This window comes from Streptomyces sp. NPDC058877 (genome assembly GCF_042742855.1).
In the GTDB taxonomy this organism is placed as follows: Bacteria; Actinomycetota; Actinomycetes; order Streptomycetales; family Streptomycetaceae; genus Streptomyces.
Window position 1 is genome coordinate 1 of the sequence record NZ_JBHYMF010000061.1, and the last position, 21706, is coordinate 21706.

Consider the following 21706-nt stretch of genomic DNA (forward strand, 5'->3'; position numbering starts at 1 on the left):
CTTCCCGCCCCTTCGAGGCGGGAAGCACCCGTGCGGCCGGGTGTCGTTCCGGCCCTCGACGTGTTGCGATGATCGCTGGAGCCCGGCCCGCTCCGGGGCGCGGGACCGTTCTCGTGGTGCGCGGGCCCCTCAGCCCGCGGTCACCGCGGCCGGCGCCGGTGAGGGGGATGCTCCCTCCCCGCGCCGCCGCGCCCCGAGCACCGTCGCCCCGAGGCCCGCCGCCGCCCACAGGGAGAGCGCGAGCAGCGGCCGGCCGGCCGCCGCGCCCTCGAAGGAGGACACGGAGCGGAGGGCCGAGCCCGCTGCGCCCGGCGGCAGCCACTGACCCAGTGCGCCGACCCCGGAGGGCAGCAACTCGGGGGCGCCCGACATCCCCGAGAACGCATTGCCCAGCAGGATCGTCAGGGCCGCGCCCAGGCCGAGGCCCGGCCGGCCGAGCAGGGTGGTCAGTCCCGCGAACGTCGCACCGATCGCCAGTACGGTCAGGCCGAACACCCCGGCCTCCGCCCACCAGGAACCGTCCAGGGCGCCGAGCCAACTGTCGGCGAGCGCCGCGCCCACGAGGCCCGCGAGTGCAGCCGCACCCACCTGGGCGGCGGCCCCCCGCACCCCGCGCAGGCCCAGGAGGACGGTGGTGGCGCCGGTGGCCGCACCGGCGAGGGCGAGGGGCAACAGGCTCGCGCCGAGCACGGCGCCCCGGGGGTCCCCGACCGGTGCGGCGACCACGTCGGTGACCCGGACGCGCGCACCCGCCGGCGCCTGCGCGGTGACGGCCTCGCGCAGGAGCCCGGCCACGACGGGGCTCGCCGCCGAGGCGGTGAGGAGCTCCGTTCCCTGCGGGGTGACGACCACGGCGCCGTATACGTCGCGGGCCTCGATCGCGGCCCTGGCCCCGCCCGCGTCCGCGTACCGGTGGATCTCGAAGGCCCCCTCGCGGCGGTTGAGCCCCTGCTCCACGGCCTCGACCGCCGCGGTGGGGCCGGCCACGCCGATCGGTAGGTCCCGGGGGGCGATGCGTGCCGCCGGCCAGGCGAAGAGCGAGAGGGCCAGTGCGGCGACGGCCGGTATCAGGGCGAGCACCGCGAGGGTTCTGTGCCCCGCGGTGGTCGAGCGGTCGGTGTCGGCGGCCATGGCGACCTCGATTCAAAGAGAAGGATCGTTCGTTTTAGTGTCAGCGTCACTGTGCGCCGAGAGTGGGAAGTTGTCAAGAATGAACATTCGTTTTAGATTCGTCCCATGGCACGCGTCTCCCAAGAACACCTCGATGCCCGGCGGCGTCAGATCCTCGACGGCGCAGCACGCTGCTTCGCCAGAAACGGCTTCCACGCCACGTCCATGCAGGACGTGCTCGCCGAGGTGGGGCTGTCCGCCGGGGCCGTCTACCGCTACTTCCGCAGCAAGGACGAGCTGATCGCCGCGATCGCGGCCGGGGCCTTCGCCTCGATCCGGGGCGCCTTCGAAGAGGCGTCCCGCGCCACTCCGCCGCCCACCCCCGACGTTCTCCTCGGCGCGGTGCTCAGGCTCTTCCTGGAGGAGCGGATCGAGGGCGCGGACCCGCAGGCCTTCGCGCGCCTGATCGTCCAGGCGTGGACGGAGACCCTGAGGAACGAGGAGCTGGCCGGCATCCTCGCCGAGGGCTACCACGGGATGCGTGCGGCATGGACGAGGCTGGTCGTCGCCTATCAGGAGGGCGGCATCCTGGCCGCCGACGTTCCGCCCGAGCGCGTGGCCCGCACCCTCATCGCCGCCGCCCAGGGCTTCATCGCCCAGCAGGCGCTCTTCGGGGGCGTCACCGCCGAGGACCTGGAGGACGGCCTGCGCGGAATCATGTCCATGTCCGTTCCTTCATCGCCGTCCGAAGGAGGCGGGTCGATCGAATGATCATGGGATTGCCAAGTCGGAGTTAACGAGCCGGAAAAACTTCCGCCCTAACGTGCAATCTCTGGCCGCACACGCGTCGTCGCAGTTCAACAGAGTGTTGACGGTCGGTAGGGTCCGCAGCTGTCCGGGCGTCGTCCCGGTCGACGACTGTGAGGTGGAAGAGTGCAACTGAGCCCGCACGAGCAGGAGCGCCTGCTCATCCATGTGGCGGCCGACGTGGCCGAGAAGCGCCGGGCCCGCGGGGTGCGGCTCAACCATCCCGAGGCCGTGGCGCTCCTCACCTCCCACATCCTGGAAGGCGCCCGCGACGGCCGCACCGTGGCCGAGCTGATGGCCTCGGGGCGCAAGGTCCTCACCCGCGACGAGGTCATGGACGGCATCCCGGAGATGATCCATGACGTCCAGGTCGAGGCCACCTTCCCCGACGGCACCAAGCTCGTCACCGTCCACGACCCGATCGTGTGAGCGGGCGACCATCCATGATCCCCGGAGAGATCCTTCACGCGGACGGTGTCGTCGCCCTCAACGAGGGGCGCCCCGTCACCCGCCTGACCGTCCTCAATGCCGCCGACCGGCCCGTACAGGTCGGCTCCCACTACCACTTCGCCGAGGTCAACCCCGGTCTGGACTTCGACCGCGCCGCCGCCCGCGGAAAGCGGTTGCACATCGCCGCCGGCACCGCCGTCCGCTTCGAGCCCGGCATCGCCGTCGAGGTCGAACTGGTGCCGATCGCCGGCCGTCGGATCGTACCCGGGCTGCGCGGAGAGACCGCGGGCCCCCTCGACGCCCCGGGGCAGGACCAGGAGGGCGACCGTGCCTGACCTCCACCGCTCCGTCTACGCCGACCTGTTCGGCCCCACCGCCGGTGACCGCATCCGGCTGGCCGACACCGACCTGCTCGTCGAGATCGAGGAGGACCGCTGCGGCGGTCCCGGACGGGCCGGCGAAGAAGCCGTCTTCGGCGGCGGCAAGGTCGTGCGCGAGTCGATGGGGCAAGCCCGCACCACCCGGGCCGAGGGGGCCCCCGACACCGTGATCACCGGCGCCGTCGTCATCGACCACTGGGGCGTCGTCAAGGCCGACGTCGGCATCAGGGACGGCCGGATCACCGCGCTGGGCAAGGCCGGCAACCCCGACACCATGGACGGCGTCCACCCCGACCTCGTCATCGGGCCCGAGACCGAGATCATCGTCGGCAATGGCCGGATCCTCACCGCCGGCGCCATCGACGCCCATGTCCACTTCATCTCGCCGACCGTCGTCGAGCAGGCCCTGGCCACCGGCGTGACCACCCTCGTCGGCGGCGGCACCGGACCGGCGGAGGGCACCAAGGCGACCACGATCACGCCGGGCCCCTGGCACACGGCCCGGATGTTCGAGGCCCTCGACACCTTCCCCGTCAACATCGGCCTGCTCGGCAAGGGCAACACGATGTCCCGGGACGCCATGCACTCCCAGCTGCGCGGCGGTGCGCTCGGCTTCAAGATCCACGAGGACTGGGGAGCCACCCCCGCCGTGATCGACGCCTGCCTGGGCGTGTGCGAGGAAACGGGTGCCCAACTCGCCATCCACACCGACACCCTCAACGAGGCGGGCTTCGTCGGCGACACCCTCGCCGCCATCGCCGGACGCACCATCCACGCCTACCACACCGAGGGGGCCGGCGGCGGGCACGCCCCCGACATCATCACGGTCGTCTCCGAGCCGTACGTCCTGCCCAGCTCGACCAACCCGACCCGGCCCCACACCGTCAACACCATCGAGGAACACCTCGACATGCTGATGGTCTGCCACCACCTCAACCCCGCCGTCCCCGAGGACCTCGCCTTCGCCGAGTCCCGCATCCGCCCCTCCACCATCGCCGCCGAAGACGTCCTCCACGACCTGGGTGCCATTTCGATCATCTCCTCCGACTCCCAGGCCATGGGACGGATCGGCGAGGTGATCATGCGGACCTGGCAGACCGCCCACGTCATGAAGAAGCGCCGCGGTGCCCTGCCCGGCGACGGCCGCGCCGACAACCACCGGGCCCGCCGCTACGTCGCCAAGTACACGATCAACCCGGCGGTCGCCCAGGGCATGGACCACCTCATCGGCTCCGTCGAGCCGGGCAAGCTCGCCGACCTGGTGCTCTGGGATCCCGCCTTCTTCGGAGTGAAGCCGCTCGTGGTCGTCAAGGGCGGACAGATCGCGTACGCGCAGATGGGGGACGCCAACGCCTCCATTCCCACGCCCCAGCCGGTGCTGCCGCGCCCGATGTTCGGCGCCCTCGGCCGAGCCGCCGCGGCAGGCTCGGTCAACTTCGTCTCCGAAGCGGCGATCGAGGACGACCTCCCCCAGAAGCTCGGCCTGTACAAGGAGTTCGCCGCGATCGGTTCCACCCGGCGGGTGACCAAGGCGGACATGCGGGAGAACGACGCCCTGCCCCGGGTCGAAGTGGATGCCGACACCTTCTCGGTGAGCATCGACGGCGATCCGGTCGAACCGGCGCCCGCTGCGGAACTCCCCATGGCCCAGCGCTACTTCCTCTTCTGACGGGGTCCCGATGACGACCCGATCCGCACTCCTGGTGCTCGCCGACGGGCGGTTCCCCGCCGGCGGGCACGCCCACTCCGGCGGTGCCGAGGCCGCCGTCAAGGCCGGCCGTATCAGGGACGCCGCCGACCTGGAGTCCTTCTGCCGGGGCCGCCTGCACACCACCGGCCTCACCTCGGCCGCGCTCGCCGCCGGTGCCGCACACGGACTCGACCCGTACGAGCTCGATGCGGCAGCCGACGCCCGCACCCCCTCGCCGGCCCTCCGGGAGGCCGCCCGCAAGCTCGGCCGTCAGTTGATGAGGGCCGCCCGCATCGCCTGGCCGAGCAGTGAACTCGACGTGCTGGCAGGTGCGTTCCCCCGCGGAGCCCATCAACCCATCGTCCTCGGCACGGCTGCGAGGGGGGCCGGGCTCGGTCCCGAGGACGCGGCGCATTGCATCGCGTACGAGACCGTCGGCGGCCCGGCGACCGCCGTCGTACGCCTCCTCAGCCTCGACCCCTACCAGGCGACTGCCGTCCTCGCCCGCCTCGCGCCCGAGATGGACCGGGTGGCCGAGCGGGCCGCCACGGCAGCCCGGCAAGGCATCGACGCCCTGCCCGCTGCCTCCGCACCGCTGCTCGACCTCACCGCCGAACAACACGCGGCCTGGCCCGTCCGCCTCTTCGCCTCGTAACCAACCCCCTCCACCCTCGCGCGGGCCCGCCGGCACCAGCCCTCCGACAGCCCCGCACCAGAACCAGCCAGGAGCCGCCCCATGCACCTCGACCACGGCCACGCCCGCCACGGCGCCGTTTCCGCCGACGCCCACCGCCCCGACGGCACCCGCCGCGCCCTGCGCATCGGGCTCGGCGGGCCGGTCGGCTCCGGCAAGACCGCCACCGTCGCCGCGCTCTGCCGGGCCCTGCGCGACACCCTCTCCCTCGCGGTCGTCACCAATGACATCTACACCCGCGAGGACGCCGAGTTCCTGCTGCGCAACGCCGTGCTGCCGCCCGAGCGCATCCGGGCCGTGGAGACCGGCGCCTGTCCGCACACCGCCATCCGCGACGACATCTCCGCCAACCTCGAAGCCGTCGAAGAACTGGAGGACGCCGTCGGCCCGCTCGACCTCGTCCTCGTCGAGTCCGGCGGGGACAACCTCACCGCCACCTTCTCCAAGGGGCTCGTCGACGCCCAGATCTTCGTCATCGACGTGGCCGGAGGCGACGACATCCCGCGCAAGGGCGGTCCCGGCGTGACCACCGCCGATCTCTTGGTGATCAACAAGACCGACCTCGCTCCCCACGTCGGCTCCGACCTGGAGCGGATGGCCCGGGACGCGAAGGAACAGCGCGGCGCGCTCCCCGTCGCCCTCACCTCCTTGCGCGCCGAGAACGGCATCGCCCCCGTCGCCGACTGGGTCCGCGCGCAGCTCGGGGCATGGACCGCGTGAGTCTGCGTGCCACCGCCCGGATCGCCGCCTCCGCCGACGGCGGCTTGCCGCTCCTGGTGAGTGAGGGGCCGCTTGCCCTGCGTCGGACCCGGGCCGTCGGACCGTACACCCGCGTCACCGTCGTCGGGGCGATGAGCGCCCCGCTCGGTGGTGACCGGCTCGCGATCGAGGCCGAGGTGCGGGACGGGGCCCGACTGCTCGTCGACTCGGCCGCGGCCACCCTCGCCCTGCCGGGACGGAGCGCCGAACCCGCCGCGTACGACGTTCGGATCACCGTCGGCGACGGCGGGGTGCTCCGCTGGCTGCCCGAACAGCTCGTCTCCGTCGACGGCTCCCACCTGAAGATGCGGACCACCGTCGAACTCGCCCCCACGGCCAGGCTCGTCCTCCGCGAAGAACAGGTGCTCGGCCGACACGGAGAGTCCCCCGGAACCCTCAGTACCCGCCTCACCGTCCGCCGCGCCGCTCGCCCCCTGCTCGACCAGGAGCTGACCTTCGGTGCCGGCGCGCCCGGCGGTTGGGACGGCGGCGCAGTGCTCGGTGGGCACCGGGTCACCGGTCAACTCCTGGTCGTCGACCCGGAGTTCGCAGAGAAGCCGATCGAGGTGCGACGGTACGGGGAAAATGCCGTGGTCACGCCGCTCGCCGGACCGGCCGCACTCGCCACCGCCGTCGCCATGGACGCGCTCACGCTGCGCAGGCTCCTCGACGCGGCTCTGGACGAACTCGCACCGCTCTGACCGCCTCACCGCTCAGCGGTACACGCCTCACCGGTTATTGGTTCGGCAAAGAAACGTGGTCACTCCTTCATCGTGGGTCCCGGGAACGCGAGGATCGCCCCGACGGACCATCACATCCTTCAGGGGGAGGACCCATTGAGAGGCACAGCGGTGCTCGGTTCGGCCGGCACTCTGATAGCGGGCGCACTGGTCGCGGGCGCGCTCGCGGCCCCCGCGGCCAACGCCGCGAGCAACCGGAACTCGCGTGACGCCGAGGCGATCGGCGTTGCCGTCGCCGCCGCCCGCGCCGCCCGTGCGGGCATCGACTGGCAGGACTGCCCGGCCGACTGGGGTCTGGAGAAGCCGATCCAGTGCGGTTGGGTCACCGTCCCCGTCGACTACGCGAAACCGAACGGCAAGACCATCAAGCTCGCCGTCGACCGGATCGACGCGACCGGCACGCCCGCCGAACACCAGGGCGCGCTGGTCTACAACCCGGGCGGCCCCGGCGGCTCGGGCCTGCGCTTCCCGCGCCGGGTCACCACCAAGAGCAAGATCTGGGCGAACGCCGCCAGGGCCTACGACTTCGTGGGCTTCGACCCGCGCGGCGTCGGCCACTCGGCGCCCATCTCCTGCGTCGATCCGACCGAGTTCGTGAAGGGCCCCAAGCTCGACCCGGTGCCCGACAGCGAGGCCGACAAGCTGGCGCAGCGCAAGCTCGCCGCCGAGTACGCCAAGGGCTGCGCCGAGAAGAGCGGCGACATGCTCCCGTACATGACGACGCCCAACACCGCACGCGACCTCGACGTCATCCGTGCCGCCCTCGGCGAGAAGAAGCTCAACTTCGTCGGCGTCTCGTACGGCACCTACCTGGGCGCGGTCTACGGCACCCTGTTCCCGACGCACGTCCGCCGCATGGTCCTGGACAGCGTGGTGAACCCGTCGACCCGCAACATCTGGTACCAGGCCAACCTCGGCCAGGACATCGCCTTCGAGGGACGGCTCACCGACTGGATGAGCTGGGTCGCCCAGCACGACGACGCCTACCACCTCGGCAACACCCTGGCGGAGGTCCGGCACCAGTGGGACACCCTGCGCGCCGCGGCCAAGAAGGAACCCCTCGGCGGTACGGTCGGTCCGGCCGAGCTCATCGGCTTCTTCCAGTACGCGCCCTACTACGACTCCATGTGGGCTCCGGTGGCCGAGGCCTGGAGCGCGTACGTCGCCGGTGACCCGCAGCCGCTGATCGACGCGGCCGCAGCCGACCTCACCGACACCGCGGGCAACATCGCCGCGGAGAACGGCAACGCCGTCTACAACGCGGTCGAGTGCGCCGACGCCCCCTGGCCGACCAGCTGGAAGAAGTGGGACCGGGACAACTCCCGTCTCCACGCGCAGTACCCGTTCATGACCTGGGCCAACGCCTGGATGAACCTGCCCTGTGCCACCTGGGCCGCTCCCCACCAGCGCCCGGTGCAGGTCAGGACGGGCAAGGGCCTTCCCCCGGTGCTCATCACCCAGTCCGAGCGCGATGCCGCCACCCCGTACGCGGGCGCCGTCGAACTGCACAAGCGGTTCAAGGGATCGCGTCTGATCACGGAGCGGGACGCCGGCTCGCACGGCATCACCAACCTGCCCAACCCGTGCATCAACCCCAAGGTCGAGGACTACCTGCTGACCGGAAGGCTCGACGCCACGGACCAGACCTGCGCCCCGCACGCCACTCCGCAGCCGTGATCCGGTCCGGAGCCCGGTGAACGAGGGGGGCGAGGCCGTTCGACGGCCCGCCCCCCTCGTGACGGCGTTACCCGATCAGCGCGCGGCGAGCCAGGCGTCCTCGGCCGCGTAGTCGAACCAGTCCTGCCCGTACTTCGTGAGGTTCGGGAAGGCCTCCAGCCACCCCCGCCCCACGAGTCGCTCCGCCAGCCAGTCCACCGTCGCGGGCAGCGACTCCGCGTACCGCACCACCGGCCGGTAGCCCAGGGCGTGCTCCGCCGCCGTCATGTCGTACACGATCGGCCGGTCCACGCCCCAGGGCGTCAGGCCGACGATGCCCACCGGCGGCGGCCCGTCCACCAGCACCGTCTCGCTCTCCACCCCGACGACCGCGTCCACCGCGGCGGAGATCTCCGCGACCGTCGGCGCCTCCGGGTCCGCGGCGTTCAGCACCCGCGTGCCCGGCCGTGCCGCCGCGAGCCGGATCAGCTCGGCCAGGTTGTCCACGTGTGCCGGATGGAACCGCGGCGCACCCCCGTACGCCAACACCCGCACCGGTCGCCGGTCGAGCGCCCGCTTCACGAAGAACAGCTCGCGCGGGGACCGGCAGTGCGGGCCGTGGATCGCCCCCGCCCGCAGCAGCGTCGTCGGCAGCAGCCTTCCGACCGCCATCAGGTCCCGCTCCAGGGCGACCTTCCGGGTGGAATACGACGTGCTGCCCGGCGCCACCGTCGCCTGGGACTCCGGGATCGGCACCGGATAGCTCGGAAAACCGTCGGGCTCTTCCTGGGTGTCGAAGCTGCGCCCCTCCCCGTCCTCGTACACCGCCCCGCTGGACACCACCACCGCCGAGCCGATCCGGTCCGCGAGACCGGTCAACTGGGCCGCGTGCCCGGCGTCGTACGCCACCATGTCCACCAGGACGTCGGTGCCCCCGCCCAGTGCCGCAGCCAGTGCACCCTCCTCGTTCCGGTCCAACCGGACCGACCGGACCCCGTCCGGCCACCCTTCGTCCCCGAGGCCGCCCCGCGAGGCGGCCGTCACCTCCCAGCCGTCCCCGACGAGTGCCCGCACGGCCGCCCGCCCCACTTGTCCCGTCGCTCCCAGCACGAATGCGCTTCCCATGGCCATGGGGCGACGCTACGGCGGGCCGTGGTGCCGGACCGGCGCATTGCGCCGTGCGCGGATCCGCCCTCAGCGATCGTCGCGCGGGAACTTCTGCGGGGGGCCGCCGGCGTCCGCCTCCGCAGCCTTCACCACGGCCGCGTAGTCGTCCACGTACTCCTGACCCGACAGGCGCAGGATCTCGTACATGATCTCGTCCGTCACCGCCCGGACCACGGCCTTCTCGCGGGCCAAGCCGGCGAACCGGGAGAAGTCCAGCGGTTCGCCGAAGCGGGTGGTGACCCGGCGGATCCTCGGCACGACCTTCCCCGGCGGCTGGATCTCGAAGGTCCCCACCATGGCGCAGGGCACCACCGGGACCCCGGCGGTCAGCGCCATCACCGCCACCCCCACCTTGCCCTTGTACAGTCGCCCGTCGTGCGAACGGGTCCCCTCCGGGTAGATGCCGAGCAATTCACCCCGGTCGAGCACGCCGAGTCCCTCCCGGATCGCCGCCTGCCCGGCCTCCTTCCCGGACCGGTCCACCGGAATCTGCCCGGCGGCCCGGAAGAAGGCCGCCGTCAGCCGCCCCTTGAGCCCGGGGCCCGTGAAGTACTCCTGCTTCGCGAGGAAGGTGATCCGCCGGTCCAGGACGGCGGGCATCAGGAAGTGGTCGGAGAAGGACAGGTGGTTGCCCGCGATGATGGCGGCCCCCTCGTCCGGGACGTGTTCGAGCCCTTCGATCCGCGGCCGGAACAGCAGCTTGAGCAGCGGTCCGAGCAGTACGTGCTTCATCAACTGGTAGAACACCCGAGGCCCCGTTCGTCGTCCGTCACGCCCGTTGTATCCCCACCGGGGGCCGTGGTCCACTGGTGGAGGAGCGTCACATGACGGACGAGCGCGGGGCCGGGCGCCCCGGCCGCATCCTCACCGCACTGCTGTGCGTGCTGACGGCGGCCGGGCTGTACGGCTGCTCCGGCCCGGGCCCGTCGGAGCCGAGCCCCACGCCCGCCACCACGGTCCCCGCGCCGATCCCCAGGCCCGCCACGACGGACCCCGCACCCACCGGTCGGTCGCCCTTCACGGGCCTGCCCGCCCGGCCCGCCCCCGTGTTGGCCGTGAAGCTGGACAACGTGCCGGCGGCCCGCCCCCACACCGGCCTCGGCGCGGCCGACCTCGTCTACGTCGAACAGGTCGAGGGCGGCGTCACCCGACTCCTGGCCGTCTACTCCTCCGACTTCCCCGAGCTCACCGGTCCCGTCCGCAGCGCCCGCGAGTCCGACATCGCACTGCTCGCCGGCTTCGGGCGCCCCGTGCTCGCCTACTCGGGCGCGCAGTCGGCCCTGAACCCCCTGCTACGGGCCGCACCCCTCGACCTCGTCACCGAGACCACCACGCCCCGGGCGTTCCTGCGCTCACCGGACCGGTCGGCCCCGCACAACCTCTATCTGCGCCCCGCACGTGCCCTCGCCGCCGTCCCGCAGGCCCAGGAGGCCCGGGACATAGGCTTCCGCTTCGGCCCCGCCCCGCCCGGTGGCCGCCCGGTCGAGACCTCCACCATCCGCTACCCGGCGGCCCGCTACGCCTTCACCTGGTCCGCGGCCGACCGCGCTTGGCGGGTCGCCATGGACGGCCGGGAAGCCCGCGCCACCGACACCGGACCGCTCACTCCGGAGACCGTCGTCGTCCAGCGCGTGGCCGTGCGGCCGTCCCGCTTCCACGACCGGCTCGGCTCGGTCTCCCCGTACAGCGAGACCGTCGGCACCGGGACCGCGCTCGTCCTGCGCGACGGACGTGCCCACGAGGCCCGTTGGTCCCGTCCCTCGGCCGCCTCCGGCACGACGTTCACCACCCCCTCGGGCGCCCCGCTGCCCTTCGCCCCGGGGCAGACCTGGATCGTCCTCGCCCCGCGGACGTAGGACGTCGCCCCGCTCAGGGCGTGGGGTCCGGCGGGCGGGGGCGCGGCGGGGGCGGCGCGGAACTGTCCGCCGCCGCCATGCCGACCGTCGACACGAGCAGCACCATCAGACCGAACCAGAGCCAGCCGCTGCTGCCGAGCGCCACCGTGTAGGCCGTCGTCAGCACCAGCGCGGCGCAGGTGAGCACCGCCATCGTCTTCGTGGAACCGGACATCAGCCCGTCCTCCTCCCGACCGAGGTCGTGGAAGCCGCCGAGTTCCATCGTGACCCCGCGGGAGGGGCGTGCGCTACTCCCAGGAAGCTCCGGCGTGCGCCGGAACGCGAACCGGGTCCGGCGCCGGGGAACGGCACCGGACCCGGAAGGCGGTCCGTGGAGGGCGGGGGCGGAGTCAGCGACTGCGCGCCCGCAGCGAGGCCAGGTACGCGTTGTAGGCCTCCAGTTCCTTGTCGCCGTCCCGGTCGGCGGCCCGGTCCTTGCGGACCGCCTGCCGCTGCTCGGAGTGGTACCACTGGTAGACCAGCGCGATCAGCACGATCACGGACGGGATCTCGCTGAAGGCCCAGGCGATGCCGCCCGCCGCGTTCTGGTCGGAGAGGGCGTCGATGCCGAGCGAGGCCGGCGGGTTCTTGTACGTCTCCACCAGCGGCTCGCTGGCCATCATCATCGCGATGCCGAAGAACGCGTGGAACGGCATTCCCGCGAACAGCTCCAGCATCCGCATGACGTAGCCGGGACGGTGCGGGCCCGGATCCACGCCCATGATCGGCCAGAAGAAGACCAGCCCCACCATCAGGAAGTGCACCATCATGCCGACGTGCCCGGCCTTCGACCCCATCAGGAAGTCGAAGAGCGGCGAGAAGTACAGCGCGTAGAGGCTCGCGATGAACATGGAGATGGTGAACGCCGGGTGCGTGATGATCTTCATGTACCGGCTGTGCAGCAGCTTCAGGAGCAGTTCGCGGGGCCCGGTGGAGCCCCGTCCCGCCACCGGCAGCGCCCGCAGCGCCAGGGTCACCGGCGCCCCGAGCAGCAGCAGGATCGGCGACAGCATGGAGATCACCATGTGCTGCACCATGTGCACGCTAAACATGACCATGCCGTAGTCGTTCAGCTTGGTGCACATCATCAGGGCGACGCTCAGCACGCCCACCGCGAAGAACACCGCCCGGCTCGCCGGCCAGGCGTCCCCGCGCCGCCGGAGCCGTACCACGCCCCACCCGTACAGGCCGAGTGCCGCGAGGCAGCCGATCAGGAAGAAGGCGTCAGGAGAGTACTCCAAGCCCCGTCCCAGCGTGAACGGCGGCAGGTCCGTGGTCATGCCGTGCCCGCTGTGGTCCATCTGTGCACTCCTGGAGCCCGATTCGTGCTTGTTGTCCGCACCAGACTAGAACCGCCCCCGGCCACGACTGCGACCGGGGGCGGATGTCACGGAAGGGAGCCGTCAGAGCACGCACTCGGCCTCGGCGTACCGGTCGGCCGGGACCGTCTTGAGGGTCTCCACGGCCTGCGCCAGCGGGACCATCGTGATCTCCGTGCCGCGCAGCGCGGTCAGCATGCCGAACTCGCCGCGGTGCGCCGCCTCCACCGCGTGCCAGCCGAAGCGGGTGGCGAGGACCCGGTCGTACGCGGTCGGGGTGCCGCCGCGCTGGACGTGGCCGAGGATGACCGGGCGGGCCTCCTTGCCGAGGCGCCGCTCCAGCTCGGCGGAGAGCTGGTTGGCGATGCCGGTGAAGCGCTCGTGGCCGTAGATGTCGGTGCCGGCGGTCTTGAAGTCCATCGATCCCTCGCGCGGCTTCGCGCCCTCGGCCACGACCACGATCGCGAACCGCTTGCCGGCCTCGAACCGTGCGCCGACCCGGGAGGTCAGCTCGTCGATGTCGAAGGGGCGCTCGGGGACCACGACGGCGTGCGCGCCGGCGGCCATGCCGGAGTGCAGCGCTATCCAACCGGTGTGGCGGCCCATGACCTCCACGACGAGGACCCGCTGGTGGGACTCGGCGGTGGTCTTCAGCCGGTCGAGGGCCTCGGTGGCCACCGTGACGGCCGTGTCGAAGCCGAAGGTGACGTCGGTGGAGGCGATGTCGTTGTCGATCGTCTTCGGCACGCCGACGATCGGGAGTCCCGCTTCGGAGAGCAGGTTCGCCGCCTTGAGGGTGCCTTCGCCGCCGATCGGGATGATGGCGTCGAGGCCCAGGTCGGCGACGTGGCCCTTGGCGCGCTCGACGCCGTCGACCAGGTGGGCGGGCTGGACCCGCGAGGAGCCGAGGATGGTGCCGCCCCGGGCCAGGATGCCGCCGACCGCGTCCAGGTCGAGCTTCCGGTAGTCGCACTCCAGAAGGCCCTTCCACCCGTCGTGGAAGCCGATGACTTCGTCACCGTGATCGACGACGGCGCGGTGGACGACGGAACGGATGACTGCGTTCAGACCGGGGCAGTCTCCGCCGGAGGTGAGCACGCCAATGCGCATAGCCCAAAAACCTTTGCAACGTGGGCCGACTCCCGGACCACGTCGTCCGGCTGGATCCCCGCCACCCTATCGCCGCAGGGTGGCGGGGCCGAACCAGATGTCCGCACAGTGGACAACGTACTTTCGTACGAGGGGCCAACGGCGGTGTGCGCGCTGACTCAGGAGGGCTGCGTGGCCGCCGCGATGCGCTCGGCGCGCAGCGCCTCGTACCAGCGGTCGTCGGTCGGCGGCAGCGCGTTCACGTCGAGGGCCAGCTTCAGGAGCAGATCGGCGATCTGCGGGTTCCGGGCCATGACGGGGCCGTGCATGTAGGTGCCGAAGACGGTGTCGTTGTACGCGCCCTCGGTGCCGTCCCCGGTCCCGTTCCCGTTGCCGAAGACGGTCCGGGCGAAGGGCCGGGCCGTCGGGCCGAGGTGGGTGATGCCCTGGTGGTTCTCGAAACCGGTCAGCTGGGGGAGGCCCAGGCGCGGGTCGATGTCCGCGAGGACGTCGCCGACGCACCGCTCGCCCTCGCCGCGGGTCGAGATCACGTCGATCAGGCCGAGGCCCGTCTCGCGCTCGCCGAGGTCGTTGATGAACTCGTGGCCCAGGATCTGGTACCCGGCGCAGACCGAGAAGATGATCGCACCGTTGGCGGCGGCGCGGCTCAGCCCGCCGTCCCGCCGCAGCCGCTCGGCCGCGAGCCGCTGCGGACGGTCCTCGCCGCCGCCGATCAGGTAGATGTCGCCCGAGGTCGGGACCGGCTGGTCGCTGCGGACGTCGACGCGCTCGACGCTGAGGCGGCGCTGGTTGGCGCGGCGCTCGACGACGAGGACGTTGCCCTGGTCGCCGTAGGTGCTGAGCAGGTCCGGGTAGACCCAGACCAGACGCAGGCTGCTGTCACTCATGCTGCAAGTCCTCTACGGGTCAGTTGCCGACGCGGCGGCGTACGTCCTGGAAGGCGGTGTAGTTGGCGATCAGCTCGACCTGTCCGGGCGGGGCCATGGAGACGGCCTCGTCGAGGGTCTCGCAGACGTGGAAGTCCACGCCCGCGACCTCCAGTCGGACCGCCAGGTCGAGCCGGCGGTCGCCGATCACCATGATCGGGTGGCCGGCGAGCCGGCCGTAGTCCACGTCCCACAGCCAGGAGGTGTCCGTGCCGTCGGCACCCCGCGCGTTGACCGAGAGGATCACCGGGGCGGGCGGCCCGTCGATGAGGGAAAACGTTTCGAGCCAGCCGGCCGGGTTCTTCGCGAGGAGCAGTCGCAGCTCGCGCCCCTGGAAGGACACCACGTCGTAGCGTCCGGCGACGGCCTGCACCTGGTACATCCGCTCCAGGGCCACCTGCGGCGGCACGCCGAAGACGGCGGCCACGGCGGCCGAGGTGGCGGCGTTCGCCTTGTTGGCGCGTCCGGGCAGCTGGAGGCGGATCGGCCAGGCCGAACCGTGCGGGTCGAGCACGTGGTCGCCGCTGAGGGCCCAGCTCGGCGCGGGACGCCGGAAGCCGCACTCGCCGCAGAACCAGTCGTCGCCCGGACGCTGCATCACACCGCCGCAGGCGGGGCAGGACCAGGCGTCGTCCTTCCACTCCTGACCGGCCGCGACCCACACCACATTGGTGGAGGAGGAGGCGGCCCACACGATCAGCGGGTCGTCGGCGTTGGCGATGACCACCGCCTTGGTGCCGTTGAGGCCCTCCCGCCACTTCTCGGCGAGCATCCGGGTCTCGGCAGCGCGGTCGAGCTGGTCGCGGGAGAGGTTGAGCAGCGCGATCGCCTTGGGCGTGGTGTCCCGGGCGACGCCGGCGAGGTACTTCTCGTCGACCTCGATCACGCCGTACTTGGAGTCCGAGCCGCCGGCCAGCGCCGAGGTGATGCCGGCGGGCATGTTGGCGCCCAGGGCGTTCGAGACGACGGGGCCGCTGACGCGCAGCGCTTCGGCGATCAGCCGGGTCGTCGTGGTCTTGCCGTTCGTCGCCGACACCAGGACGACGTCCAGATGCTGCGCGAGCCGACCGAGAAGGTCCGGGTCGAGCTTCAACGCCACCCGGCCGCCGATCACCGATCCGCTGCCGCGTCCCGCCGCGCGCGACACCGCGGCCGCGGCCTTGCCCGCCGTCACGGCCAGCTTGGCGCGCGGCGACAGCGGCTCTGGATTACCGGGGTGTCCTGACATCGTTCTTGTTCCTCCTTGCGTCGGTCCGGGCTCAGCCTATCGAGATCCGGCCAGCAGCCCGAACAGCGGCACCGTGCTGCGGTCCTGCGAAACGACGAGGTCACGGCGGACCGTACCCTTACGGCCATGCGAAACCGGCCCATCCCCGGCAGTTCCGGCCTCGTCCGAGCGATGACGCTCCTCGGCGACCCCGTGCTGCACCGCCCCTGCGAGCCCGTCACCGACTTCGGTCCCGAACTGGCCCGACTCGTCGAGGACATGTTCGCCACGATGTACGCGGCGCACGGCGTCGGCCTCGCGGCGAACCAGGTGGGCGTGGGGCTGCGGGTCTTCGTGTACGACTGTCCCGACGACGAGGACGTCCGTCACCTGGGACACGTGGTCAACCCGCGTCTGGTGGAGGCGGACGGCGACCTGATCCGTGGCCCCGAGGGCTGTCTCTCCCTGCCGGGCCTGGAGGCGCCCACGCCGCGCTTCGACCGTGCGGTGGTGGAGGGCGTGCGCCTCGACGGCACTCCGGTGCGGATCGAGGGCACGGGCTTCTTCGCCCGCTGTCTCCAGCACGAGACGGACCACCTGGCGGGCGGGGTCTACGCGGACCGCGTCACGGGGTGGCGCAAGTCACGTCTGCTGCGCGCGATCCGCAGGCAGCCCTGGGGGGCGCGGCGTCCCTGCGGGGGTGAGCCCGCCGCGGGACGGGACTGCTAGAACCCCGGCCCGCCGGGGAGGTCGTCGGCGTCGGCGAGCCGGCCCCACAGCAGGTCCGCCAGGGTCTTGACCAGCTCGGCGCGGGAGCAGGGGCGCTCGCCGAGCCACCAGTCACCGGCCGCGTGCATCATGCCGACGATGCCGTGGCCCCAGATCCGTGCCCGTGCCTCGCCGCCGGGGCCCAGATCGACGCGTTCGGCGATGACCTGACCCAGTTCCTCGCCCATCCTGCGGAGCAGGGGGGCCGAGTGGCGGCCGACGTCGAAGCCCTGCTCGGTCTGGTGGGGCTCCTCCGCCGGGTGCATGAGGAAGCGGTAGACCTGGGGCATCGCCTCGATGGAGGCCAGATAGGTGTCCAGGGTGGCCTCGACCCGGCGCCGTCGGTCGGCCGGGGCGTCGAGGGAGGCGCGGAGCGAGGCGAGGAGCGCGTCCGTGTGCCGGGTGGCGAGGGCGCGGTACAGGCCGCCCTTGTCGCCGAAGTGGCGGTAGAGGATCGGCTTGGTGATGCCGGCCTCGGCAGCGATCGCGTTCATGGATGCCTGGGGGCCGTCCCGCAGCACCACCCGGTCCGCCGCCTCCAGCAGTTCGCGGCGCCGCTGTTCGGCGGACGTCTGCTGGTCGGTGGTCCGGTGTGCGATGTCCATGGGTGCGTCTCCCCGCCCGTGCGATTCGTGAGGCTGTCGCAACGTAACACCAGGTGGGGGTCCTGCGTCGATCTCGGAGAACCGTTCCCTCGCAGGTTGACAGTCTCTACCAGCCGGTAACAGACTGGTGTTACCGCAAGTAACGTCATGCTGGGAGGGAACATGGGTGAGTTCGCGCTCGAACTCAACGAGGACCAGAAGCAGGTCCGCGACTGGCTCCACGGCTTCGCCGCCGATGTGATGCGCCCCGCGGCGGCCGAGTGGGACGAGCGTGAGGAGACGCCCTGGCCGATCATCCAGGAAGCGGCCAAGCTCGGCATCTACTCCCTCGACTTCTACGCCCAGCAATTCTTCGACCCGACCGGTCTCGGCATCCCGATGGCCATGGAGGAGCTCTTCTGGGGCGACGCCGGCATCGCCCTCTCCATCGTCGGCACCGGCCTCGCCGCCGTCGGGGTCCTCGCCAACGGCACCGAGGAGCAGATCGGCACCTGGGTCCCGCAGATGTACGGCGACGCCGACGACGTCAAGGTCGCCGCCTTCTGCTCCTCCGAGCCCGACGCGGGCTCCGACGTCGCCTCCATGCGGACCCGGGCCGTGTACGACGGGGCCAAGGACGAGTGGATCCTCAACGGAACCAAGACCTGGGCCACCAACGGCGGCATCGCCAACGTCCACGTGGTCGTGGCCGTCGTGGAACCGGAACTCGGCTCCAAGGGCCACGCCTCCTTCATCGTGCCGCCGAACACCCCCGGCCTCTCCCAGGGCCAGAAGTTCCAGAAGCACGGCATCCGGGCCTCCCACACCGCCGAGGTCGTCCTGGAAGACGTCCGGATCCCCGGCCACTGCCTCCTCGGCGGCAAGGAGAAGCTCGACGAGCGGCTCGCCCGCGCCCGGGAGAAGGCCGAGGCGGGCGGCGGGGAGCGGGTGAAGAACGCGGCCATGGCCACCTTCGAGGCCTCCCGCCCGGCCGTCGGCGCCATGGCCGTCGGCACCGCCCGCGCCGCGTACGAGGTCGCCCTCGACTACGCCAAGACCCGCGTCCAGTTCGGCCGCCCGATCATCGAGAACCAGGGCGTCGCCTTCCAGCTCGCCGACATGGCCACCCAGATCGACGCGGCCCGTCTCCTCGTGTGGCGGGCCTCCTGGATGGCGACCGCGGGCAAGCCCTTCACCGCGGCCGAGGGCTCCATGTCCAAGCTCTACGCGAGCGAGGTCGCCAAGCGGGTCACGGCCCAGGCCATTCAGATCCTCGGCGGGAACGGCTACACCCGCGAGTACCCGGTGGAGCGCATGCACCGCGACGCCGCCATCTACACGATCTTCGAAGGCACGAGCGAGATCCAGCGGATGGTGATCAGCCGCGCCCTCGCGAAGTAGCCGGCAGCCGACGGCGAGCGGAACCCCTCGGCCTCCGGGGCCGGGGGTGCCACCGCGCAGTGGACGGTCCGGACCCGCCCGCCCGTACGGCCCGCAGGCGGCGGATCGGGGAGGCGGCACGGGGCGTCCGGCCGGCAGCTCCTCGTGAGCGGTACCGACGGCGCCCGGTCGCAGGGCCGACCGGAGCGCCTCCGGGCGCCGCGGGCGGCAGTGGCGGGGGCACCCGACCCACCTGGTCGATTCGAGCCAACAAGCCGATTTCGGCCGGGTGTTCCGCCCCCGCTGTCCGTGCGCCCCCTCCCGGGGAAGAATCACCGGGCCGATGACGATCAAGGGGTGACCGCACATGACCACCACCACCCGGACCGAAGCCCCCGCACTCACGGGGCTCCCGTTCCTCGGTTCCATGCTCGACCTCAAGAACGACTCGCTGGGCACCTTCCTGCGGGCACAGCGTGACCACGGCGACGTCGTGAAGATCACCGCGGGCCCGCCCGGGCTCCGCGCCACCGTCTACGGCGTCTTCTCCGCCGAGGGCGCCCAGCAGGTCCTCGCCGGCGAGTCCGCCAACTTCCGCAAGGACAACGCCTTCTACCAGGAGGTCCGGGAGTCCTTCGGCAACGGCCTGCTCACCAGCCAGGACGAGGACTACCTCCGCCAGCGCAGACTGGTCCAACCCCTCTTCACCAAGCGCCGTGTCGACGGCTACGCCGCCGCCATCGCCACCGAGGTCACCACCCTCACCGGGGAGTGGCAGGGCAGTGGCGCCACGACGGTCGACGTCCACCAGGAGATGACCCGCCTCGCCCTGCGCGCCGTCTCCCGGATCCTCTTCGGCACGGACGTCGACACCGCCGTCGAGATCGTCGAGCGAAGCTTTCCCGAGCTCGGCGCCTATGTGCTGCGCCGCGGCTACTCCCCGCTCAAGGTCCCGCGCGACTGGCCCACCCCCGGCAACCGCAGGGCGGCCGTCGTCCACCGGGCGCTGTACGAGGTCTGCGACCGGATCATCGCGGAGCGGCGCGACTCCGACCGGGCCCCCGCGGACGGGGACGACCTCCTCACCCTCCTCATCGGCGCCGAAAGCGTCGAGGACGGCAGCTTCGACGCCACCGAACTGCGCGAGCAGGTCCTGGTCTTCCTGCTCGCCGGACACGAGACCACCGCCACCTCCCTCGGCTTTGCCCTCCACCTCCTCGCCCGCCATCCGGAGGTGCTGAAGCGGGCCCACGAAGAGGTCGACCGGGTCCTCGGCGACCGCACCCCCGAAGCGACCGACCTCGACGCGCTGCCCTACGTCACCCGGGTCCTGAAGGAGGCCATGCGCCTGTTCCCGGCCGCTCCGGTCATCGGCCGGCGCGCGGTCGCCGCCACGGAGGTCGGCGGCGTCCCCATCCCCGCCGGCGCGGACGTCATCGTCGCCCCCTGGGTCACCCACCGGCATCCCGCCTACTGGGAGGACGCGGAGCGCTTCGACCCGGACCGCTTCACGCCCGAGGCGGAGGCCGCCCGCCCCCGGTACGCCTGGTTCCCCTTCGGCGGAGGGCCGCGCGCCTGCATCGGCCAGCACTTCTCGATGCTGGAATCGGTGATCGCCCTCGCGATGATGCTCCAGAGGTACGGCTTCGAGGCCGTCGACACCGAGGTGCCCGTCAGTTCCGCGATCACCCTCCAGGTCACGGGCCCGGCTCGCTGCCGTCTGGTGCCGAGGGCCGGGTAGCCGCTCGGACCGGAGCGTGTCCCGGCCCGTCGCGCCGGGACACGCCCGGGCTACGGTCGCGTCGCGACGACGACCGTGGCCCACCACTCCTCGGAGGTGACGACCCGCGGTGCCAGGCCCGCTGCCGACAGCACCGCGGCGGCGTCCTCCGCCTGCCGCTCGCTCGTCTCCATCAGCAGGTGTCCGCCCGGGGCCAGCCACTCCGGCGCCTCGGCAGCGACCCGCCGCAGCACCACGAGCCCGTCCGCCCCGCCGTCGAGGGTGACGAGCGGTTCGTGGTCGCGGGCCTCGGGCGGCAGCAGCCCCACCTCGCCGGTCGGCACGTAGGGCACGTTCGCGACCATGACCGCGACCCGGCCCCGCAGCCCGGACGGAAGTGGTGCGAAGAGGTCCCCCTCGTACACCCGGCCACCGCGCGGTTCGACGTTCCGCCGGGCGCAGTGCACCGCTGCCGGCTCGATGTCCGAGGCGTGCACCTCCGCCCCCTCCACACCGGCGAGCAGCACCGCCGCCGCCGCGCCGGAGCCGCAGCACAGGTCCACGCAGACGGCGCCGGGGGGTGCCAACTCCACCGCGTGCCCGACGAGGAACTCCGTACGCCGCCGCGGCACGAAGACGCCGGAATCGACCTCGATCCGCAGACCGGCGAAGTCAGCCCAGCCCACGACGTGTTCCAGGGGGAGGCCGGAGGACCGCCGCTCCACCATCAGCTCCAGCTCGGCGGGCCCGGTGGCGGTCGAGAGGAGCATCTCCGCCTCCTCCTCGGCGAAGACGCATCCGGCGGCCCGCAGCCGCTCGACGACGCCTGCGCGGCTCCCGGCGTCAGACAAGCTGTGCCTCGATCGCCGCCACGACCTCGGGGGCCTCCGGCTCGGTGCGCGGACGGAAGCGGGTGATCCGGCCGTCGCGGCCGATCAGGAACTTCTCGAAGTTCCACTGCACGTCGCCGGCCTCGCCCCCGGCGTCGGCGACCTGCACCAGTTCGGAGTAGAGCGGGTGGCGGTCGGCACCGTTGACGTCCGCTTTCTCCAGGAGCGGGAAGGACACGCCGTACGTCGCCGAGCAGAAGGTCGCGATCTCCTCGGCGCTGCCGGGCTCCTGGCCCGCGAACTGGTTGCAGGGCACGCCGAGCACGGTGAAGCCACGCTCCCCGTAGGCCTTCTGCAGTCGCTCCAGCCCCGCGTACTGGGGGGTCAGACCGCACCGGGACGCGACGTTCACCACCAGGACCGCGTGGTCCCGGTAGTCGGCGAGCGAGACCGGTTCGCCGGTCAGGGACTTCAGCGGGATGTCGTACAGGCTCATGGCTGCTCCTCGTCGGAA

General features: G+C 72.1%; 23 protein-coding genes. 12 read left to right on the forward strand and 11 right to left on the reverse strand.

The window, feature by feature from the left end:
• Positions 1 to 129: 129 nt before the first annotated feature.
• On the reverse strand, positions 130 to 1131 hold the full coding sequence (locus tag ACFW2Y_RS16495; protein ID WP_384878898.1) for an ABC transporter permease: 1002 nt from the start codon (positions 1129 to 1131) through the stop codon (positions 130 to 132).
• A gap of 105 nt (positions 1132 to 1236) precedes the next feature.
• Between ACFW2Y_RS16495 and ACFW2Y_RS16500 the strand changes: the two genes are divergently transcribed.
• The 8 genes from ACFW2Y_RS16500 to ACFW2Y_RS16535 all read left to right on the forward strand — a co-directional run bounded on the left by ACFW2Y_RS16500 (position 1237) and on the right by ACFW2Y_RS16535 (position 8307).
• Positions 1237 to 1881 (forward strand): TetR/AcrR family transcriptional regulator, encoded by a 645-nt coding sequence (locus ACFW2Y_RS16500; protein WP_384878900.1) that lies wholly within the window; start codon positions 1237 to 1239, stop codon positions 1879 to 1881.
• Positions 1882 to 2043: 162 nt separating this feature from the next.
• Positions 2044 to 2346, forward strand: a complete 303-nt coding sequence (locus ACFW2Y_RS16505) for an urease subunit gamma (protein WP_033201785.1) — start codon at positions 2044 to 2046, stop codon at positions 2344 to 2346.
• A gap of 14 nt (positions 2347 to 2360) precedes the next feature.
• Positions 2361 to 2702 carry an urease subunit beta gene (locus tag ACFW2Y_RS16510; RefSeq protein ID WP_384878902.1) on the forward strand — a complete coding sequence of 114 codons (342 nt, stop codon included), beginning with the start codon at positions 2361 to 2363 and terminating at the stop codon, positions 2700 to 2702.
• Positions 2695 to 4416, forward strand: a complete 1722-nt coding sequence (locus ACFW2Y_RS16515; protein WP_384878905.1) for an urease subunit alpha — start codon at positions 2695 to 2697, stop codon at positions 4414 to 4416. Before ACFW2Y_RS16510 ends, ACFW2Y_RS16515 begins: the two co-directional genes overlap by 8 nt.
• Before the next feature lie 10 nt (positions 4417 to 4426).
• A complete protein-coding gene (locus ACFW2Y_RS16520; RefSeq protein ID WP_384878908.1) occupies positions 4427 to 5092 on the forward strand; it encodes an urease accessory protein UreF in 666 nt (221 codons plus the stop codon).
• 81 nt (positions 5093 to 5173) lie between these two features.
• Complete coding sequence (gene ureG / locus ACFW2Y_RS16525; protein WP_384878909.1) at positions 5174 to 5851, forward strand: urease accessory protein UreG; 678 nt, start codon at positions 5174 to 5176, stop codon at positions 5849 to 5851.
• Complete coding sequence (locus tag ACFW2Y_RS16530) at positions 5848 to 6591, forward strand: urease accessory protein UreD (protein WP_384878975.1); 744 nt, start codon at positions 5848 to 5850, stop codon at positions 6589 to 6591. Before ureG ends, ACFW2Y_RS16530 begins: the two co-directional genes overlap by 4 nt.
• Before the next feature lie 135 nt (positions 6592 to 6726).
• The gene (locus ACFW2Y_RS16535; protein ID WP_384878911.1) at positions 6727 to 8307 is read left to right on the forward strand and encodes an alpha/beta hydrolase; all 1581 of its coding nucleotides are present in this window, start codon (positions 6727 to 6729) and stop codon (positions 8305 to 8307) included.
• 75 nt (positions 8308 to 8382) lie between these two features.
• Here ACFW2Y_RS16535 and ACFW2Y_RS16540 read toward each other — a convergent pair whose 3' ends face one another.
• A complete protein-coding gene (locus ACFW2Y_RS16540) occupies positions 8383 to 9417 on the reverse strand; it encodes an NAD-dependent epimerase/dehydratase family protein (RefSeq protein ID WP_384878914.1) in 1035 nt (344 codons plus the stop codon).
• 63 nt (positions 9418 to 9480) lie between these two features.
• Complete coding sequence (locus tag ACFW2Y_RS16545) at positions 9481 to 10200, reverse strand: lysophospholipid acyltransferase family protein (protein ID WP_384878916.1); 720 nt, start codon at positions 10198 to 10200, stop codon at positions 9481 to 9483.
• 77 nt (positions 10201 to 10277) lie between these two features.
• Between ACFW2Y_RS16545 and ACFW2Y_RS16550 the strand changes: the two genes are divergently transcribed.
• The gene (locus ACFW2Y_RS16550) at positions 10278 to 11309 is read left to right on the forward strand and encodes a DUF3048 domain-containing protein (RefSeq protein ID WP_384878919.1); all 1032 of its coding nucleotides are present in this window, start codon (positions 10278 to 10280) and stop codon (positions 11307 to 11309) included.
• A gap of 13 nt (positions 11310 to 11322) precedes the next feature.
• On the opposite strand, the gene ACFW2Y_RS16555 is transcribed toward ACFW2Y_RS16550, so the two are convergent.
• The 5 genes from ACFW2Y_RS16555 to ACFW2Y_RS16575 form a co-directional block, all read right to left on the reverse strand.
• On the reverse strand, positions 11323 to 11523 hold the full coding sequence (locus ACFW2Y_RS16555) for a hypothetical protein (protein WP_384878922.1): 201 nt from the start codon (positions 11521 to 11523) through the stop codon (positions 11323 to 11325).
• Positions 11524 to 11698: 175 nt separating this feature from the next.
• On the reverse strand, positions 11699 to 12649 hold the full coding sequence (locus ACFW2Y_RS16560; protein ID WP_384878924.1) for a cytochrome c oxidase assembly protein: 951 nt from the start codon (positions 12647 to 12649) through the stop codon (positions 11699 to 11701).
• Between the two features lie 102 nt (positions 12650 to 12751).
• Positions 12752 to 13777, reverse strand: a complete 1026-nt coding sequence (locus tag ACFW2Y_RS16565) for a 6-phosphofructokinase (protein ID WP_384878927.1) — start codon at positions 13775 to 13777, stop codon at positions 12752 to 12754.
• A gap of 158 nt (positions 13778 to 13935) precedes the next feature.
• The gene (locus ACFW2Y_RS16570) at positions 13936 to 14664 is read right to left on the reverse strand and encodes a type 1 glutamine amidotransferase (RefSeq protein ID WP_384878930.1); all 729 of its coding nucleotides are present in this window, start codon (positions 14662 to 14664) and stop codon (positions 13936 to 13938) included.
• Between the two features lie 19 nt (positions 14665 to 14683).
• On the reverse strand, positions 14684 to 15931 hold the full coding sequence (locus tag ACFW2Y_RS16575) for a MurT ligase domain-containing protein (RefSeq protein WP_384878933.1): 1248 nt from the start codon (positions 15929 to 15931) through the stop codon (positions 14684 to 14686).
• 126 nt (positions 15932 to 16057) lie between these two features.
• Here ACFW2Y_RS16575 and def point away from each other — a divergent pair, with 126 nt between their 5' ends.
• Positions 16058 to 16639: a peptide deformylase gene (gene def / locus ACFW2Y_RS16580; RefSeq protein WP_384878935.1), complete on the forward strand. Its 582-nt coding sequence runs from the start codon at positions 16058 to 16060 to the stop codon at positions 16637 to 16639.
• On the opposite strand, the gene ACFW2Y_RS16585 is transcribed toward def, so the two are convergent.
• On the reverse strand, positions 16636 to 17283 hold the full coding sequence (locus ACFW2Y_RS16585; protein ID WP_384878938.1) for a TetR family transcriptional regulator: 648 nt from the start codon (positions 17281 to 17283) through the stop codon (positions 16636 to 16638). The genes def and ACFW2Y_RS16585 overlap by 4 nt on opposite strands.
• A 162-nt stretch (positions 17284 to 17445) precedes the next feature.
• Between ACFW2Y_RS16585 and ACFW2Y_RS16590 the strand changes: the two genes are divergently transcribed.
• On the forward strand, positions 17446 to 18663 hold the full coding sequence (locus tag ACFW2Y_RS16590) for an acyl-CoA dehydrogenase family protein (protein ID WP_384878940.1): 1218 nt from the start codon (positions 17446 to 17448) through the stop codon (positions 18661 to 18663).
• A gap of 346 nt (positions 18664 to 19009) precedes the next feature.
• The gene (locus ACFW2Y_RS16595; RefSeq protein WP_384878942.1) at positions 19010 to 20383 is read left to right on the forward strand and encodes a cytochrome P450; all 1374 of its coding nucleotides are present in this window, start codon (positions 19010 to 19012) and stop codon (positions 20381 to 20383) included.
• Positions 20384 to 20433: 50 nt separating this feature from the next.
• Here the strand turns inward: ACFW2Y_RS16595 and ACFW2Y_RS16600 are convergent, their stop codons facing one another.
• Both ACFW2Y_RS16600 and ACFW2Y_RS16605 read right to left on the reverse strand, forming a co-directional pair.
• Positions 20434 to 21213 carry a putative protein N(5)-glutamine methyltransferase gene (locus ACFW2Y_RS16600; protein ID WP_384878945.1) on the reverse strand — a complete coding sequence of 260 codons (780 nt, stop codon included), beginning with the start codon at positions 21211 to 21213 and terminating at the stop codon, positions 20434 to 20436.
• Positions 21206 to 21688, reverse strand: coding sequence for a glutathione peroxidase (locus ACFW2Y_RS16605; protein WP_384878948.1), 483 nt, complete (start codon positions 21686 to 21688; stop codon positions 21206 to 21208). The genes ACFW2Y_RS16600 and ACFW2Y_RS16605 overlap by 8 nt, the downstream gene beginning before the upstream one ends.
• Positions 21689 to 21706 lie beyond the last annotated feature (18 nt).

What these genes read in the sequence shown, in the direction of transcription:
- ACFW2Y_RS16495 (WP_384878898.1), bottom strand. Translation starts at nt 1,131, where the DNA reads ATGGCCGCCGACACCGACCGCTCGACCACCGCGGGGCACAGAACCCTC.
- ACFW2Y_RS16500 (WP_384878900.1), top strand. Translation starts at nt 1,237, where the DNA reads ATGGCACGCGTCTCCCAAGAACACCTCGATGCCCGGCGGCGTCAGATC.
- ACFW2Y_RS16510 (WP_384878902.1), top strand. Translation starts at nt 2,361, where the DNA reads ATGATCCCCGGAGAGATCCTTCACGCGGACGGTGTCGTCGCCCTCAAC.
- ACFW2Y_RS16520 (WP_384878908.1), top strand. Translation starts at nt 4,427, where the DNA reads ATGACGACCCGATCCGCACTCCTGGTGCTCGCCGACGGGCGGTTCCCC.
- ureG (WP_384878909.1), top strand. Translation starts at nt 5,174, where the DNA reads ATGCACCTCGACCACGGCCACGCCCGCCACGGCGCCGTTTCCGCCGAC.
- ACFW2Y_RS16540 (WP_384878914.1), bottom strand. Translation starts at nt 9,417, where the DNA reads ATGGCCATGGGAAGCGCATTCGTGCTGGGAGCGACGGGACAAGTGGGG.
- ACFW2Y_RS16550 (WP_384878919.1), top strand. Translation starts at nt 10,278, where the DNA reads ATGACGGACGAGCGCGGGGCCGGGCGCCCCGGCCGCATCCTCACCGCA.
- ACFW2Y_RS16555 (WP_384878922.1), bottom strand. Translation starts at nt 11,523, where the DNA reads ATGTCCGGTTCCACGAAGACGATGGCGGTGCTCACCTGCGCCGCGCTG.
- ACFW2Y_RS16560 (WP_384878924.1), bottom strand. Translation starts at nt 12,649, where the DNA reads ATGGACCACAGCGGGCACGGCATGACCACGGACCTGCCGCCGTTCACG.
- ACFW2Y_RS16565 (WP_384878927.1), bottom strand. Translation starts at nt 13,777, where the DNA reads ATGCGCATTGGCGTGCTCACCTCCGGCGGAGACTGCCCCGGTCTGAAC.
- ACFW2Y_RS16570 (WP_384878930.1), bottom strand. Translation starts at nt 14,664, where the DNA reads ATGAGTGACAGCAGCCTGCGTCTGGTCTGGGTCTACCCGGACCTGCTC.
- ACFW2Y_RS16575 (WP_384878933.1), bottom strand. Translation starts at nt 15,931, where the DNA reads ATGTCAGGACACCCCGGTAATCCAGAGCCGCTGTCGCCGCGCGCCAAG.
- def (WP_384878935.1), top strand. Translation starts at nt 16,058, where the DNA reads ATGCGAAACCGGCCCATCCCCGGCAGTTCCGGCCTCGTCCGAGCGATG.
- ACFW2Y_RS16585 (WP_384878938.1), bottom strand. Translation starts at nt 17,283, where the DNA reads ATGGACATCGCACACCGGACCACCGACCAGCAGACGTCCGCCGAACAG.
- ACFW2Y_RS16590 (WP_384878940.1), top strand. Translation starts at nt 17,446, where the DNA reads ATGGGTGAGTTCGCGCTCGAACTCAACGAGGACCAGAAGCAGGTCCGC.
- ACFW2Y_RS16595 (WP_384878942.1), top strand. Translation starts at nt 19,010, where the DNA reads ATGACCACCACCACCCGGACCGAAGCCCCCGCACTCACGGGGCTCCCG.
- ACFW2Y_RS16605 (WP_384878948.1), bottom strand. Translation starts at nt 21,688, where the DNA reads ATGAGCCTGTACGACATCCCGCTGAAGTCCCTGACCGGCGAACCGGTC.